Annotated in this window: 15 protein-coding genes; 6 read left to right on the forward strand and 9 right to left on the reverse strand. The window is 71.3% G+C overall.

Translation table 11 applies throughout. The features are described from left to right. Positions 1 to 178 precede the first annotated feature (178 nt). Genes DB32_RS03595 through DB32_RS03620 form a run of 6 tightly spaced genes read right to left on the reverse strand, consistent with a single transcriptional unit; the run spans position 179 to position 4,039 of the window. Positions 179 to 859, reverse strand: a complete 681-nt coding sequence (locus DB32_RS03595; protein WP_157068682.1) for a hypothetical protein — start codon at positions 857 to 859, stop codon at positions 179 to 181. Between the two features lie 52 nt (positions 860 to 911). Beyond that, positions 912 to 1,673: a hypothetical protein gene (locus DB32_RS03600; protein ID WP_053231014.1), complete on the reverse strand. Its 762-nt coding sequence runs from the start codon at positions 1,671 to 1,673 to the stop codon at positions 912 to 914. After that, the gene (locus DB32_RS03605) at positions 1,670 to 2,680 is read right to left on the reverse strand and encodes an NAD(P)H-dependent flavin oxidoreductase (protein WP_053231015.1); all 1,011 of its coding nucleotides are present in this window, start codon (positions 2,678 to 2,680) and stop codon (positions 1,670 to 1,672) included. Before DB32_RS03605 ends, DB32_RS03600 begins: the two co-directional genes overlap by 4 nt. Positions 2,681 to 2,724: 44 nt before the next feature. Further along, complete coding sequence (locus DB32_RS03610; protein ID WP_053231016.1) at positions 2,725 to 2,934, reverse strand: tautomerase family protein; 210 nt, start codon at positions 2,932 to 2,934, stop codon at positions 2,725 to 2,727. Beyond that, positions 2,934 to 3,299, reverse strand: a complete 366-nt coding sequence (locus DB32_RS03615; protein ID WP_053231017.1) for a nuclear transport factor 2 family protein — start codon at positions 3,297 to 3,299, stop codon at positions 2,934 to 2,936. The genes DB32_RS03610 and DB32_RS03615 overlap by 1 nt, the downstream gene beginning before the upstream one ends. Then, positions 3,299 to 4,039, reverse strand: a complete 741-nt coding sequence (locus tag DB32_RS03620; protein ID WP_053231018.1) for an SDR family NAD(P)-dependent oxidoreductase — start codon at positions 4,037 to 4,039, stop codon at positions 3,299 to 3,301. The genes DB32_RS03615 and DB32_RS03620 overlap by 1 nt, the downstream gene beginning before the upstream one ends. A gap of 106 nt (positions 4,040 to 4,145) precedes the next feature. Between DB32_RS03620 and DB32_RS03625 the strand changes: the two genes are divergently transcribed. Genes DB32_RS03625 through DB32_RS03635 form a run of 3 tightly spaced genes read left to right on the forward strand, consistent with a single transcriptional unit; the run spans position 4,146 to position 7,142 of the window. Then, positions 4,146 to 5,060, forward strand: a complete 915-nt coding sequence (locus tag DB32_RS03625) for a LysR family transcriptional regulator (protein WP_053238670.1) — start codon at positions 4,146 to 4,148, stop codon at positions 5,058 to 5,060. Positions 5,061 to 5,090: 30 nt separating this feature from the next. Then, entirely contained in the window at positions 5,091 to 6,635 is a 1,545-nt protein-coding gene (locus tag DB32_RS03630) for a peptide ligase PGM1-related protein (protein ID WP_053231019.1), read from the forward strand. Positions 6,636 to 6,674: 39 nt separating this feature from the next. Further along, on the forward strand, positions 6,675 to 7,142 hold the full coding sequence (locus tag DB32_RS03635) for a hypothetical protein (protein ID WP_157068683.1): 468 nt from the start codon (positions 6,675 to 6,677) through the stop codon (positions 7,140 to 7,142). Between the two features lie 45 nt (positions 7,143 to 7,187). Here DB32_RS03635 and DB32_RS03640 read toward each other — a convergent pair whose 3' ends face one another. Beyond that, positions 7,188 to 8,840 (reverse strand): pre-peptidase C-terminal domain-containing protein, encoded by a 1,653-nt coding sequence (locus DB32_RS03640; RefSeq protein ID WP_053231021.1) that lies wholly within the window; start codon positions 8,838 to 8,840, stop codon positions 7,188 to 7,190. Positions 8,841 to 9,020: 180 nt separating this feature from the next. On the opposite strand from DB32_RS03640, the gene DB32_RS03645 reads away from it, so the two are divergent. Continuing rightward, positions 9,021 to 9,671 (forward strand): esterase family protein, encoded by a 651-nt coding sequence (locus DB32_RS03645; protein WP_205627020.1) that lies wholly within the window; start codon positions 9,021 to 9,023, stop codon positions 9,669 to 9,671. After that, positions 9,668 to 11,605 (forward strand): CBS domain-containing protein, encoded by a 1,938-nt coding sequence (locus DB32_RS03650; RefSeq protein WP_053231023.1) that lies wholly within the window; start codon positions 9,668 to 9,670, stop codon positions 11,603 to 11,605. The genes DB32_RS03645 and DB32_RS03650 overlap by 4 nt, the downstream gene beginning before the upstream one ends. 10 nt (positions 11,606 to 11,615) lie before the next feature. On the opposite strand, the gene DB32_RS03655 is transcribed toward DB32_RS03650, so the two are convergent. Then, the gene (locus tag DB32_RS03655) at positions 11,616 to 13,037 is read right to left on the reverse strand and encodes a hypothetical protein (RefSeq protein ID WP_053231024.1); all 1,422 of its coding nucleotides are present in this window, start codon (positions 13,035 to 13,037) and stop codon (positions 11,616 to 11,618) included. Next, entirely contained in the window at positions 13,034 to 13,801 is a 768-nt protein-coding gene (locus DB32_RS03660; protein WP_053231025.1) for a hypothetical protein, read from the reverse strand. The genes DB32_RS03655 and DB32_RS03660 overlap by 4 nt, the downstream gene beginning before the upstream one ends. A gap of 209 nt (positions 13,802 to 14,010) precedes the next feature. Between DB32_RS03660 and DB32_RS03665 the strand changes: the two genes are divergently transcribed. Further along, positions 14,011 to 15,177, forward strand: a complete 1,167-nt coding sequence (locus DB32_RS03665) for a succinylglutamate desuccinylase/aspartoacylase family protein (protein WP_053231026.1) — start codon at positions 14,011 to 14,013, stop codon at positions 15,175 to 15,177. Positions 15,178 to 15,248 lie beyond the last annotated feature (71 nt).

Genomic DNA, 15,248 nt, shown 5'->3' on the forward strand with positions numbered 1-15,248 from the left:
ACTCGAAGTGCCATCCCGCCGAACCGCCGAAATCGCCGCGTTTCGTCGAGAATTGCGCCGCTCGTCGCCGCCACCATCCGCGCTGCGCGCCCACCGTGCGGGATGTCCACGCCCGTGGGCGGCCCAGCGCGTGTGCGTGTGCATCGATCGCGCGCCCACGTGCACGCGATCGAGCGCGTCAGCGACGCGCGGCGTCGGCGGTTCCGTCGAGCGACTCGCAGTGCGTCGCGACGAACGCGCCGCGCGCGGTGCCGTCGTCGAACGCGAGCTCGACCGTGCCCTCCACGGTGCCCGCCTCGACGTCGAGCGCGCTCACCACGACCGTCGCGTCGGTCGCGGTCTTCGGCGCGATCTCCTCGAAGAACGCGCCCTCGAAGTCGAAGAACTGCACGCGCACGCCGTCCGCGTACGTCTGCGTGCCCGGCGTGCCGAGGCCGAAGCCGTCGATCGTCAGGATCTGCTGCGGCACGGGCGAGGTCGCGGACGGGCACGCGTCGTCGGCGCCGCGGTTGATCTCGAAGTAGAGCCCGACGATCTCGTCGCCGCTCCGCACGTAGCCCATCCACGCGCGATCGAGCGTCTCGGTGTGATCGCCGTACGTCAGCGTGACGTCGGTCGTGTCGGCGGTCGCGGCATCGCTCGCGGCCGCATCGCTCGTGGCCGCGTCGCTCGTGGCCGCATCGCTCGTGGCCGCATCGCTCGTGGCCGCATCGTGCGTGCCGGCATCTTCGGGCGAGCCGGCGTCGCAAGCGCACGCGTCGAACCGCGTCGCGGCATCGCTCGGGCCGTCGTCGTCGCCGCACGCCCCGAGGGCGAGCACGCACGCGAGGCCGATGAAAGAGGATCGAAGTTTCGACATCCGGCGTTGATAGCCGGCGATCTCCCGCGTGACGAGCGTTCCGCGCCGGTGATCAGCAGTCGACGTCGCGCGACTCGTGCTCGCGCGGCTCGTCGACGCGGATCGTCCCGTCGCGCTCGACGTGCGCGTGGCCGCCCATCTCGCGGATGTGGCAGCAGCGCCCGTCGGTGTAGCCGTACTCCCAGTCGTCCTCGCTGCGCTGCACGACGTCGATGCCGCTCGCCGCCTCGATCAGCGCGTCCGGGCTCTGCCCCGGGTACGCGCGCTGGAGCTGTCGATGGAGCCGCGGATCGCGCTCGCGCAGCGAGCGCAGCGGATCGTCGGGCCGGTCGACCGGCGGTCCCGGCATGCCCATGCACGTGCCCGGCTGGTGTGCCTGCGCGACTGCGATGCGCACACGCCAGTGCGTCGCGAGCGGCTCGACGTCGCCGCCCGCCGGCAGGACGTCGAACGACGTCTCGTGGCCCGCGCACTCGGGGTCGCCACAGCGCACGACGTAGCGCCCGGCGTCGAGCTCGCCCACGCGCATCAGCCTCGCGCTCCCGCTGCGCATCACGACCGGGCACACGCCCTCGGGCACCGCCGAGAGGACGAGCTCGATCGTGCCGTCCTCGCGCGGCGCGCGCGTCAGCTCCGGCAGCCCGTTCCGGCATCCTCCGAGCGGACGCTGCGGCAGCTCGAGCCACACCGGATCGCCCGCGACGTACGGGCCGGGCGCCCAGGGCCCGAGCGTCGCTTCCTCCGCGACCTCGGGCCGCACCTCGCGCACGCGCGCGCCGCCGCAGCCGAGCGCCAGCAGGGCCAGCGCGATCACTCCGCCGCGAGCGCGTCCATCTGCCGCGCGGCGTCCGCGAAGCGACGCACCACGTCGCCCGCCGGCTCGACGCGCTCGATCCCGTCGACGCTCTTGCCCGCCTGGAAGTACTGCTGGTAGCCGCTGCCCTCGAGCGACGCGCGCTTCAGCTGCCATACCGAGCGCATCGTATAGAACGTGCGCATCCAGTGCTTGCCCTTGGGGTGACGCAGCAGGCGCTTGCTCAGCCATCCCGCCTTCGTGCCCACCGCCTTCACGTACGACGTCTCGATCACCGCGACCGGCACGCCGCTGATCTTCTCCGTGAGCACGACCTGATCGGCGTGCGCGCGCACGATCGCGTCCTTGTAGTCCGCGTGCGCGCGGCACTCCTCGGTCGCGATGAAGCGGGTGCCCATCTGCACGCCCGCGTAGCCGAGCGCGAGCATGCGCGTGAACGCGCGCTCGTCGCCGACACCGCCCGCGCACACCACGGGCTTGCCGAGCGGCGCGAGCTCCTCGAGCAGCTTCTCCGGCGTCTGATCGCCCGCGTGCCCGCCCGCTCGCGCGTTCACCGCGATGAATCCGTCGACGCCGCCCTCGAGCGCGCGCTCCGCCCACTTGCGGCTCGTGACGTCGTGATAGACGGTGCCGCCCACCGCGTGGACCTTCTCGACGACCCAGCGCGGATTGCCGAGCGCGGTCACGAAGAAGCGCACGCCTTCCTCGAGCGCGATGTCGACCCAGCGCCGCATCCGGTCCTCGTAGACCTTCGACGACTTCTCGACGATCGCGTTGAAGCCGATCGGCTTGTTGGTCATGCGAGCGATCAGCCGCAGCCCCTCGCGCAGCTCGTGCCCGTGCACGAACGACATCGAGATCGGCTGCACGATGCCCATGCCGCCCGCGTCGCTCACCGCGGCGATCAGCTCGGGGTTGGAGCACGGGTACATCGCTCCGCAGAGGAGCGGCACTTCGATGCCCACGGCACGGGTGAGCGGCGTCTCGAGCGATCGCGTCGTCGTCATGGACGCGCGGTGTAGCACCGAGACGCCGCGTTTGCCGCAGTGCGTCAACGCGGGGGAGCCCGCTTCCTCCGCTCGCTCACCAGCTCGCCCGCGACGCCCCAGTCGTCGGTCGCGACCTCGTCGATCACCACGAACGTCAGCGCCGGGTCCTTGCCGAGCACGCGCTGCAGCAGGTCGGTCGTGCCGCGCACGAGCTCCGCCTTCTGCTCGCGCGTGACGCCCTCGTCGGTCACCTGGATCAGCACGTACGGCATCACGACCCCACGTGGGTGAAGAGCTTGTGCACGATCGACCATCGGCCCTCGTGCCTCGCGAGCGAAAGGACGTCGACGTAGTCGAAGCCCAGCATCGCGACGCGCGTGCGCACCACGGCGACGTCGCCGATGATCTCGACCGCGGTGATGCGCATCGCGCGCGCCTCGCCGAGCGACTCCGGCGATCGCCGGTTCGCGACGACCGCGAGGTACTCGTCGAACCCGCGCTCGGAGCGCGCGCCGCGCACGACGCCGGTCAGCCGCGCGCCTGCGTGGAACGTGTGACGCAGGCGATTCGTGTCACCGTGGAACAAGCCGTCGAAGTACGTCTCGACGAGGTCGCGGATCGTGTCGTGGTCGTCCATCACCAGTGCCCCGCGCTCATGCCGCCGTCGACCGGCAGGACCACACCCGTGGTGAACGTCGCGCCGGCGAGGTGCAGCACCGCGTCCGCGATCTCCTCCGCGCTGCCGATGCGCCGCAGCGGCTGCAGCGTGCGCAGCGCGTCGCGATCGGCGCCCGCGTAGAGCGGCGTCTCGACGATGCCGGGCGCGACCGCCGACACCAGGATCTTCTTCGGCGCGAGCTCGAGCGCGAGCGCCCGCGTCAGCGCGTTGAGCCCGCCCTTGATCAGGATCGGCAGCGCCGCGGGCACGCCCGCGAGCGGCTGCAGCGCGATGCTCGCGGTCACGTTCACGACGTGACCACCTCCGTGCGCGCTCATGTGCTCGACGGCCCGCTTCGTCGCGTGGATCGCGCCGCGCAGGTTCGTCGCGAGCAGCGCGTCGAGGTCGCTCGCGGAGTACTCGACGAACGGCTTCGACAGGAACACGCCGGCGTTGTTCACCAGCACGTCGACCCGACCGAAGCGGGCCTCGGCGACCTCGAACATCCTCGCCGAGGTCGCGGGATCGGCGATGTCGCCCGCGATCGTCACGAAGCGCGCGCCCGCGTCGAGCGCGTACGCGGCTTCCTCGAGGCGCCCGTGATCGCGCGCGTTGCCCACGACGCGATCACCGCGCTGCAGGAACGCGCGCGCGACCGCGAGCCCGATGCCGCTCGACGCGCCGGTGACGACGGCGGTGATGGGAGTGTGTCTCGACATGACGTCCTCTCCGCAGCGCGATGCGTGCGCTGCACGAGAGCGAGCCTGGTCTCGCGCGCCGCTCGACGGTATGGCGCGGGCCGCACATCATTCGTTCCACGACGTCATGAATCGCAAGCTCGACGACGTGATGCTCGGGACGATCGAGCTCTTCTGCTCCGCCGCGGAGCTCGGCTCGTTCACCGCCGCCGCGCAGCGCGCGGGCGTGACCCCGGCCGCCGTGAGCCGCTCGATCTCGCGGCTCGAGGAGCGCCTCGGCGTGCGCCTCTTCGTGCGCACCACGCGCCGCATCCGCCTCACCGACGCGGGCGCGACGTACGCGCAGAGCTGCCGCCGCGCGCTCTCGCAGATCGCCGACGCCGAGCGCGACGTGAGCGGCCGGCAGAGCACGCCGACCGGTCTCGTGCGCGTCAGCGTGCCGACGACCTACGGCCACCATCGCCTGCTGCCACGCCTGCCCGCGTTCCGCGCGCGCCATCCCGGCGTGCGCGTCGACGTCCACGTCAGCAACCGCAACGTCACGTTCGCGCACGACGACTACGACGTCGCGATCCGCGTGCGCGCGCAGCGCGACTCGTCGCTGGTCGTGCGCAAGCTCGAGGACGCGGAGCTCGTGCTCGTCGCGTCACCCGCGTACCTCGCGCGCGCCGGCACGCCCCGCTGCGCCGACGATCTGCACGCGCACGAGTGCATCCAGTTCGAGCTGCCGAGCAGCGGGCGCCACATCCCGTGGCCGCTGCGCATCGACGGCACCGACGTCGAGGTCGAGACGCGCGGCAGCTACGCGTGCTCCGACGACGTGCTCGGCGGCGTCACGCTCGCGCTCGCGGGCGCGGGCATCTTCCAGACGTATCGCTTCGTGGTGGAGCAGCCGCTCGCGGAGGGACGTCTCGTCGAGGTGCTGCCCGCGCTGCGTGGCCCCTCGCGACCCTTCAACCTGCTCCATCCCCACGGGCGCCGTCTCCCCACGCGGGTGCGCGCGTTCATCGACTTCCTGCTCGAGGACCGGCGCGACTCGTGACCGTGATCGCGGTGCGTACATACCCGCACCGTGATTCTCGACCCCGTTCCCGGAAGCGACGAAGAGCGCCTCCGCTTCGCGCAGCTGCAGAGCCGCCTCGGGCCGATGTTCCGCGACGTGTTCAGCCACCCGGCCGCGCCGCGCACCATCGTCGTCGTCCCGAGCATGAGCCTCGACACCGACGTGCTCGCGAAGATCTCCGGCGCGCAGCACTATGAGGAGCGGCAGCTCGGGATGCTCATGTTCCTGCGCCTGCCGCGCACGCGCATCGTCTACGTGACGAGCCAGCCGATCGCGCCCGTGATCATCGACTACTACCTGAACCTCCTCGGCGGCGTGCCCGCGAGCCACGCGCGCAAGCGCCTCGTGATGCTCTCGGCGTACGACGGCGCGCCGCGCGCGCTCAGCGACAAGATCCTCGAGCGCCCGCGCCTGCTCGCGCGCATCCGCGAGGCGATCGGTGATCCGAAGCTCGCGCACCTCTCGTGCTTCAACACGACGGATCGCGAGCGCACGCTCGCAGTGCAGCTCGACATCCCGCTCTACGGCTGCGATCCCGCGCTCTCGCCGCTCGGCAGCAAGTCGGGCAGCCGCACGATCTTCCGCGAGGCCGGCGTGCCGTGCCCGAAGGGCTACGAGAACCTGCGCGACGTGCACGACGTCGCGGCGGCGATCGCGGCGATGCGTCGCGAAGAGCCCGCGCTGCGGCGCGTGGTCGTGAAGCTCGAAGAAGGATTCTCCGGCGAGGGCAACGCGATCCTCGAGCTCGACGAGGCACCGAGCGAGCTCGGCACGATCGAGCACTGGCTGCGCGACGCGCTCGTGCAGAAGCTGCGCTGCGAGGCCGCGGGCGAGACGCCCGAGACGTTCTTCGCGAAGTTCGCCGGGATGGGCGGCATCGTCGAGGCGTGGATCGAGGGCGAGGTGAAGCGCTCACCGTCGGTGCAGCTGCGCGTGACGCCGACCTCCGGGCTCGAGCTGATCTCGACGCACGATCAAGTGCTCGGCGGACCGAGCGGCCAGGTGTTCCTCGGCAGCACGTTCCCCGCCGACGGCGCGTACCGCGCGGCGCTTCACGAGGCAGGTCGACGCATCGGCGAGGTGCTGCGCGCGCGCGGCGTGCTGGGTCGCTTCGCCGTCGACTTCGTCGCGGTCTGGCGCGACGGCGCGTGGGACCTCGCGGCGATCGAGATCAACCTGCGCAAGGGCGGCACCACGCTGCCGTTCCAGATGCTGCAGTTCCTGACGGACGGCCGCTACGACGAGGCGAGCGGCGAGTTCGTCACGCCGCTCGGCCAGCCGCGCTGCTACTACGCGACCGACAACCTCGTGCGCCCCGAGTACCGGCGCTTCATCCCCGAGGATCTCGTCGACGTGCTGGTCGAGAACGGCCTGCACTTCGACGAGACCACGCAGGAGGGCGTCGTCTTCAACCTGATCGGTGCGCTCTCCGAGCACGGCAAGCTCGGCCTCGTGTGCATCGCGCGGGACCACGAGACCGCGCTCGCGCTCTACGAGCGCACCATGCACATCCTCGACGCCGAAGCCTCGCGCTCCGTCGAGCCTCCGCGATGACGCTTGACGCCGATCGCGGCGGCCGCGCATCGTCCGCCGATGCGAATCTCTCCAACCATCCGAACCTCGGTTGTCGTTCTCCTGCTCGCGCTCGCGAGCGCCTGCGGCGGTGACGACGACGGGCCCGGTGGCGGCGGGTCGGGCGACGCGGGCCCTCCCGACTCCGGTGAGCCCACGTGCCGCGGCGTCGCCGACAGCTGCGATCTCTTCGCCGGCCACTGCGAAGATCAGGACGGCTGCTTCCCCGACGGCGAGTGCTCCGGTGTGCCGCGCTCGTGCTCGGCGATCTTCACCCCGGGCGAGTGCGGCGGCATGGACGGCTGCGACTGGAGCGACGGCAGGTGCTCCGGGTTCCCGGCCGCGTGCAGCACGAAGGTCGGCGAGGGGAGCTGCGCGTTCCAGCTCGACTGCGTGTGGACCGACGGCTGTCAGGGCAGGCCGCTCGACTGCGACTTCCGAGCGACCGAGTCCGAGTGCCTCCGGGCCGAAGGCTGTCGCTGGGAGTGACGGCGAACGAGGCGGCGATCACCCAGGATCGCCGCCTCGAGTCGATCACGGCGTGAGCGTCGCGTTCAGCGTGAACTCGCCGTGCTCGCCGCTCCAGAACGAGTCGACGATCACGTAGTACGTGCCCGCGGTGGTCGCGGTGTACGTGAGCGTCTCGGCCATCGCGCGCTCGTTCGCGTCGACGCCCGCGACGCACGACGCCGCGGTGTCGCACACGCTCGCCGCCCCCGGGCCGCGCAGCGAGAGCGCGAGGTTGTGCTCGGTCGGCGTCGCGGTGACGGTGAGCGTCTGTCCCGCGGTGAGCGCGATCGAGTACGCGACGTCGGGGCCCTGCTGCTCCGAGGTCACGCACGGCGTCGCCGCGGTGTACTGCGTGAGCGCGCCGAGCGTGGTGCCGGTGACCGGCGTGCCGGGCGTCAGCGGGATCGCGGCGGCGCAGGTGTCGTTCGCCGGGATCGGCTCGCACGACGCGCCGTCGACGCAGGTCTCGCCGTCGCCGCAGCCGCGCACCGCGCGCGTGCTGTCGTAGCAGTCGGGATCGAACACGCCGCACTCGCAGTCGCAGTACGTGCCGTCCTCGTAGCGATCGCCGCTGCAGGTCCAGTCGATCGGATAACGCGGCGAGCAGAAGCCCTCGGGCGGCCAGCCGGCGGTGATCGTGTAGCAGCGCTCGAACACCGCGAGGTTGCAGTCGGAGTCCTCGTCGCAGGTGGGCTTGCACTCGCGATCGTTGCGGTCGTGGATGTCGCACACGCCGCGCACGAACCCGCCCTCGTCGATCGCGCAGAAGCCCGCGCCCTCGGCGCAGGTCTCGCCGATGTCGGCCTCGGGATCCCAGTCCTCCAGCTCCGAGACGCACACGTCGACGTTGTTCGGGCCGAACGAGCACACGCCGACGTCGCACGCGTCGCCGGTCGCGCGATCGCAGCGCTCCTTGCACGCGCCGTCGATGCGGATGATCTCCTGGTTCGGCACCCCGACGCAGACCTCGCCCGGGAAGCAGCCTTCGACCGGCAGGTCCTCGTAGCAGTCGGGATCGATCGGGCCGCAGCGGCAGTCGCAGGTCTCGCCGTCGTGGTAGGCCTCCGTCGCGCACGTCCAGCCCTCGGGCGCGAACGTGCGATCGAACTCCACGTCCTCGACGACGAGGCAGCGCCCGCCGGGCACCGGCACCGACATCAGCGTCGGGCCCTCGATCGTCACCTCGATCAGCCGCGCGCCGGTGAGCGAGCCCGCGAGGCGCATCTCGAAGGGATCCGAGGTGATCTCGAGCGAGCCCTCGGTGACGAAGAAGCCGCGCGTCCGGTCGGTGCCGTGCCACGCCTGCACGCAGTGCGCGCAGCTCTCGTGGTTCGAGTCGGGACCGGTGCTCACGTCGAACGTGCCGACGTACTCGGTGTCGCCGTAGCGATAGAACTGGATCGACAGGTCGTAGGTGTCGCCGTCGACCTGCGGGACGAGCCGCGCGAGATAGCCGATCGACACGTCGTCGAGCCCCTCGAGCGTCCACGTCGTCGCGCGCACCGGGATGCACTCGTCCGCGCCGCCCGCGTCGCTGGTGCTCCCCGCGTCGCCCCCGCCGCCGTCGATCCCGGCGTCGCTCGCTCCCGCGTCGTCCGTGCCGCTCGTGTCGTCGTCACCGCAGGCCGTCGCGAGGACCGCCAGCGCGCCCAGGAAGGAAAGTGTCGATGCTCGCATGGCTCCAGGATCGCATTGGAGCGACGCGAGCGCGTCCGTCACGGCGGAAACGACGGTTTGCCGTTCCGGGGGCGTTTCGTGTGATGATGGGCGCGCTGCATGTTCCTGAAATCGCGCTGGCGCTCGGAGCGCTTGGGGGGCGAGGCCACGCTGGCTCGCTGGGGTCACTACGGACAACCGGTGCTCGTCTTCCCCACCGCGGGGGGCGACGCGGAGGAGATCGAGCGCTGGCAATTGATCCGCGCGCTCGAGCCGCTGATCACGGCCGGGAAGATCAAAGTCTACTCGTGCGACTCGGTCGCCGGGCGCGTGTGGTTCGGGAAGGAGGGCACTCCCGAGCACCGCATGTGGATGATGAACCAGTACCACCAATACGTGAAACACGAGGTGGTCCCGGCGATCCGCATGGACTGCAAGAGCGACGACGTCGCGATCTGGGCGGCCGGCGCGTCGATCGGCGCGTTCCACTCGGTCGCTGCGGTGTGTCGCTTCCCGGATCTCTTCCACCGCGCGATCGCGATGAGCGGCACGTACGACCTGATGCGCTTCAGCGAGGCGCAGCAGTACAGCGAGCACTATTTCGTCAGCTCGCCGCTGCAGTTCGTGCCGACGCTCGAGGGCCTCCACCTCGACGTGCTGAAGCAGCGCTTCGTGCTGCTCGCGACGGGCGCGGGACGCGCGGAGAACGTCGGAGAGAGCTGGGCGATGGCGAACGTGCTCGGCGCCAAGGGCATCCCCAACCGCGTCGACGACTGGGGCCCCGACTGGCACCACGACTGGCCCACGTGGCGGGTGATGCTGCCCAAGTACCTCGAGGAGGCGCTGCGATGAACGAGACGCGCACGCACAAGAAGGTCGAGGGCGAGCTCGAGGGCGAAGCGCGCCGCCAATTCACGCGCGCGCTCCTCACCGATCTGCGCGCGCTCGAGCGCATGCTCGAGTCCGGCGCGTTCGAGACCGGCGTGCCGCGCATCGGCGCGGAGCAGGAGCTCTTCCTCGTCGACCGCAGCTATCACCCCGCGCCCGGCGCGATGAAGGTGATGGAGCGCATCGACGATCCGCACTTCACGACCGAGCTCGGCCTCTTCAACCTCGAGATGAACGCGGACCCGCAGCCCTTCGCGGGCGATGGCCTCGCGAAGATGGAAGCGCAGCTGGTGCACCTCTTCGAGAAGGTGCGCGGCGTGACCGATCAGCTCGACATGATGCCGGTGCTGATCGGCATCCTGCCGACGATCCGGAAGAACGATCTCGGCATCGAGAACATGGTGCCGAGCCCGCGTTATCTCGCGCTCAACCGCGCGATGACCGCGGCGCGCGGCGACGCGTACGACTTCGCGATCAAGGGGATCGACGAGCTCATCGTCAAGCACGACTCGGTCATGGTCGAGGCCTGCAACGCGAGCTTCCAGGTGCACCTGCAGGTGGACCCGAAGGACTTCGCGCGCCTCTACAACATCGCGCAGGTGCTCGCGGCGCCGGCGCTCTCGGTCGCAACGAATTCGCCGGTGCTCTTCGGTCGTCGGCTCTGGGCCGAGACGCGCATCGCGCTCTTCGAGCAAGCCGTCGACACGCGCCACAAGGGCCATCACCTGCGCGAGGCGCAGGCGCGCGTGAACTTCGGCAAGCGCTGGGTGCGCAGCAGCATCCTCGAGATCTACAAGGAAGACGTCGCGCGCTTCCGCACGCTGGTCGGCACCGATCTCGACGAGAACGCGCTCGAGACGTTCGAGCGCGGCGAGGTCCCGCAGCTCAAGGCGCTGCGCCTCCACAACGGCACCGTCTATCGGTGGAACCGCGCGTGTTACGGCATCGGGCCGAACGGCAAGCCGCACCTGCGCATCGAGCTGCGCGTGCTGCCCTCGGGCCCGAGCATCCCCGACGAGATCGCGACGGCCGCGTTCTGGCTCGGCCTGATGAGCGAGCTCGGCGCGCAGGAGGAGGACATCACGCAGCGCATGGAGTTCGATCATGCGCACGCGAACCTCTACGCCGCGGCGCAGAACGGGCTCGGCGCGCGCTTCACCTGGCTCGACGGCGAAGAAGTGCTCGCGCAGCCGCTGGTGCTCGATCGACTGCTCCCGATGGCGAGCGACGGCCTCGCGCGCGCCGGCGTGAACCCCGAGGACGCGTCGCGCTACCTCGGCATCGTCGAGCAGCGCGTGCGCACGATGCGCACCGGCGCGCGCTGGATCATGCAGTCGCTCGGCGAGATGAAGCAGCGCGGATCGAGCGGGGAGCGCTTCACCGCGATCGTCGCGGCGACGGTCGCGCGGCAGAAGACCGGGCGTACGGTCGCGGAGTGGGAGCGCGCGCGGCTCGACGAGATCGGCAGCGCGAAGACGAGCTACCACCGCGTCTCGCAGTACATGACGACCGACATCTTCACCGTGCAGGCCGACGACGCGGTGGAGCTCGTCGCCGACCTCATGGGCTGGGAGCGCATCCGCCACGTGCCGGTCGAGGACGGCAAGGGTCGCCTCGTCGGGCTCGTCAGCTATCGCGCGGTGCTGCGCTACTTCAACGAGCGCGAGAAGGAAGGCGTGCGCGCCGACAGCGCGTCCACGCCGGTGAGCGACATCATGCGTCGCGACGTGATCACGGTGACGCCCGACACGCCGACGCTCGAGGCGATCGCGCTGATGCGGCGCTATCGCATCGGGTGCCTGCCGGTCGTGCAGGACGGACACCTCGTCGCGGTGCTGAGCGAAGAGGACTTCATGGGCATCGCCGCCCAGCTCCTCGAAGAGAAGCTGGGCGGGTAGGGCGCGTCGATCAGGGATCGCACGCGCCCGCGAACGGGCGCGCGAGCACCGAGCTGCGCGTCGGCGAGCTGCGACGCACCCACGCCGCGGCGTGATGCGCGGTGGCGCCGGTGCCCGTGGTCACGAGCTGCGCGTCGACGATCTCCTCACCGTCGGCCGCGGTGTCGAGCACGAGCGCACGCCCGCCCCCAGGCGCGTCCCACGGCACGCGCGAAGGACGCAGCGCGCGCAGCACGACCTGATCGTTCCCGCCGTCGCGCGCCTCGACCGAGAGCACGAGCGGCATCGTCGCGTTGCTCATCACGATGCGCACGACGCTGACGACCGCGCCGTCGGTCCGCACGTCGACGCTCTCGCCCATCGCGTCGCACCGGCCGCCGTCGCAGTGCACCGGAACGATGCGGATTCGATCGCCGGCGCCGAAGGCCATCAGGAGGTCGTCCGCGTCGATCACGGCGAGCGCGGCGTCGGTGGTGCGTCCCGGCGTGTCGATCCCGCCGGGGAGCGTGCTCTCCTCGTCGGACTTCCAGAACATCACGCGCCCGCGATCCGCGGTCGAGACCGCGACGAACCCGTTCGCGTGCGGGATGTGGGTGATCGGGTCCGCGGTCAGCCCGGTGATCGTCGCGTCGACCTGGCGGTTCGCGTACGCGTCCTCGACGCTCGTCAGCCCGGTGGGCCCCGCGGCGGTCCCGACGCGCGCGACGAAGCGACGACCGAGCCCGCTGGCGACGTCGGTCGCGACCAGCGGTCCGTACAGGATCTCGGGCGCGGTCACGCCGCGGCAGCCCTCCATCGCGCTGTGGCGCGGCACGGTGCTCTCGCTCCAGCGCACGAACTGCCAATCCGTCGACGTCGGTCGGCCCTCGAGATAGCCGAGCAGCACGCTGCCGCCGCCATCGTCGCGGAACGTGCCGCCGAGCGGCAGGAACTCACCGGAGCAGGGATCACCCTGCGCGTCGTCGATCGAGCGCGTCTCGATCGTGTTGCCCGAGAGCTCGAAGCGATGCCACTCGCTCGCGACGCCGATCTCGTTGCCGAACGTCGCGACGTGCACCAGCGGCGGCCCCGCCGCGCGGGTGCCGAACGCGAGCGCGATCTGCGCGCGGACGTTCGCGCTCTCGCGCACCGCGCGCGTGTCCGACTCGGGCGTCGCGCAGAACTGGCAGCGCTGGTTCACGCACTGCACGAGGCCGACCGCGCCGCACTCGGCGGACGTCGTGCACTCGGGCGGAGGCGGCGGGCCGGCGTCGGTGCCGCCGTCCGCATCACCGCCGTCGGTCGGCTCGTCCGACGCGTCGATCGCCGCGTCCACGGGGCCGCCGTCCATGCCGCCGCCACCGCCGACGTGATCGTCGGCGCTGAAGAGGAGCCCGCATCCCGGCAGCGCCGCGAGCGCGAGCGCCGCGAGCATCACCATCGCGCGCTTCACAGCGCACCTCCGATCTGCACGCCTGCGACGCTCGGTCCGATCATCGGCGCGATCGCGACCGGCGCCTCCTCGGTCGTCGCCAGGTCGATCGCGAGCAGCGTCCCGCCCGCGGCCGCGAGCACCAACCCGATCGCGAGCGTCACGTCGGCGGTCGTCGTCAGCGTGCGCAGCGTCGACACGTCGTCCTCGGTGCAGGTGCGGCCCGCGTTCTCACCGCACGAGTCGGCGAGCGACGAGTCCTCCGCGGCCGCGAGCCCGCCGGTGATCGCGAACACGAGCAGCGACGCGCCGCCGGCGGCGAGCCCCGCGATCCCGATCACGCCGAGCGTGCCGATGCCTTCGTCGGGCGGCGGCGTGATCGGCGTCGTCTCGCGCTCGCGCGCGGCGCGCGCTTCGTCCTCGCGCGCGAGCTCGGCCGCGCGCTCTCGCAGGTTCGCGATGCGCGTCTCGAAGTTGGCGCGCGCCTCGGCGTCGAGCTCGGTGGACGCCGCGACGAACGCCTCGAGGCGATCCGCGGCATCGCCGGGACGTCCGAGCCGCTCGAGCGTGAGATAGATGTTGTAGAGCAGCTGCGTGCGATGGCTGAGCTCGTACGCGGCCTCGAACTCGCGCAGCGCAGCGTCGTACTCGCCGCGCTCGAAGTAGAGCCGGCCCGACTCGAAGTGCGTGCGCGCTTGTTCGTCGGCGGGGGTCTGGGCGTGCGCGGAGGCCGCGATCGTCGCGATGGTGAGCGCGACGAGGCCCGAGATCATCAGGCGAAGCATCGCCGGAGGTGTCTCACGAAGCCCTGCGACGTTCAAACACGCTGCGCGCGGCGCGATCTCGCGCGGCGGTGCGCGATGTAAGTGCGCGAATTCACGCGGTTTCGTAGCGCGGGCGGCCGACGGATCGAGCGACCTCGCTCGTCGCGGTGGCGATCGTCACGTCGCTCGCGTGACGATCGCCGGCGAGCCGGTAGGCTGCGTCGACGTCGATGGACACACCGCGCGCTCACTCGACCACGGCTCCGCTCGCGGCGCGCGAGGTCGGTCGCCTCCGCGGCGCGAACGCGGGCCCCACGTTGATCTGTGTCGGCGGCATCCACGGCAACGAGCCCGCAGGCACGATCGCGAGCCGCCGCGTCCTCGATCGCCTCGAGGGCTCCTCGCACGCGATCCGCGGCGAGCTCGTCGCGTTCGCGGGCAACCTCGCGTCGCTGCGTCTGCGCCGTCGCTTCCAGGCGAAGGACCTCAATCGCCTGTGGACGCCGGCGCGGGTTCGCGAGCTGCGCGCGCGCCCCGATCGCAGCGCCGACGACCCCGAGGACCTCGAGCAGCACGAGCTCCTCGAGGTGATCGAGGCCGCGATCCTCCGTGCGCGCGGCCCCGTCTACTTCATGGATCTGCACACGACGAGCGCCGCGGGGATCCCGTTCGTGCTCTTCGGCGACACGCTCCCGCAGCGCGCGTTCGCGCGCGCCTTCCCGCTGCCGATCGTCCTCGGGCTCGAGGAGCAGGTCGACGGCGTGATGAGCGAGTACTTCACGCACCACGGCTGCATCACGCTGACGATCGAGGGCGGACAGCACGACGATCCGGCCTCGATCGACAACCTCGAAGCGGCGATCTGGGTCGCGCTCGAGACGTCGCGGATGATCGCGTCGGACGGCTTCGCGCGCGAGCGCGAGCGCAGCCACGCGCTGCTCCACTCGCGCCGCGGGCACCTGCCGCGCGTGCTCGAGGTGATCGAGCGCCACGCGATCACACCCGCCGACGAGTTCGTGATGACGCCGGGCTTCGCGAACCTCGAGCGCGTGCGGCGCGGTCAGCTCCTCGCGCGCGATCGACGCGGAGAGATCCGCGCGCGCTCGGACGGGATGGTGATCCTCCCGCTCTACCAAGGGCTCGGCGACGACGGGTTCTTCTGGGGCCGCGAGGTGAGCGAGGCGCGCCTCGTCGCGAGCGAGCTGCTGCGCCGCGCGCGGCTCGATCGCGCGCTGCCGCTGCTGCCCGGCGTGCGACGCGATCCCACGCATCGCGACCGGCTGATCGTCGACACGCGCATCGCGCGCGCGTACCCGCTCGACGTGTTCCACGCGTTCGGGTACCGCCGCATCCGCCAGTGCGGCGCCGAGCTGACCGTCGGTCGGCAGCCCGGGTGAGCTGACCGCGGGTCACAGCGCTGCTGAAATCGTCCGTGCGTTTTGCTTCCGGCGCGGACGGCGTCGTGCAA

The sequence above is a fragment of the Sandaracinus amylolyticus genome, from assembly GCF_000737325.1.
In the GTDB taxonomy this organism is placed as follows: domain Bacteria; phylum Myxococcota_A; class Polyangia; order Polyangiales; family Sandaracinaceae; genus Sandaracinus; species Sandaracinus amylolyticus.

Coding starts and splice junctions, on each gene's coding strand:
- DB32_RS03610 (WP_053231016.1), bottom strand. CDS start 2,934: ATGCCGTACGTGCTGATCCAGGTGACCGACGAGGGCGTCACGCGCGAG.
- DB32_RS03605 (WP_053231015.1), bottom strand. CDS start 2,680: ATGACGACGACGCGATCGCTCGAGACGCCGCTCACCCGTGCCGTGGGC.
- DB32_RS03665 (WP_053231026.1), top strand. CDS start 14,011: ATGGACACACCGCGCGCTCACTCGACCACGGCTCCGCTCGCGGCGCGC.
- DB32_RS03650 (WP_053231023.1), top strand. CDS start 9,668: ATGAACGAGACGCGCACGCACAAGAAGGTCGAGGGCGAGCTCGAGGGC.
- DB32_RS03640 (WP_053231021.1), bottom strand. CDS start 8,840: ATGCGAGCATCGACACTTTCCTTCCTGGGCGCGCTGGCGGTCCTCGCG.
- DB32_RS03620 (WP_053231018.1), bottom strand. CDS start 4,039: ATGTCGAGACACACTCCCATCACCGCCGTCGTCACCGGCGCGTCGAGC.
- DB32_RS03635 (WP_157068683.1), top strand. CDS start 6,675: ATGCGAATCTCTCCAACCATCCGAACCTCGGTTGTCGTTCTCCTGCTC.
- DB32_RS03615 (WP_053231017.1), bottom strand. CDS start 3,299: ATGGACGACCACGACACGATCCGCGACCTCGTCGAGACGTACTTCGAC.
- DB32_RS03595 (WP_157068682.1), bottom strand. CDS start 859: ATGTCGAAACTTCGATCCTCTTTCATCGGCCTCGCGTGCGTGCTCGCC.
- DB32_RS03660 (WP_053231025.1), bottom strand. CDS start 13,801: ATGCTTCGCCTGATGATCTCGGGCCTCGTCGCGCTCACCATCGCGACG.
- DB32_RS03625 (WP_053238670.1), top strand. CDS start 4,146: ATGAATCGCAAGCTCGACGACGTGATGCTCGGGACGATCGAGCTCTTC.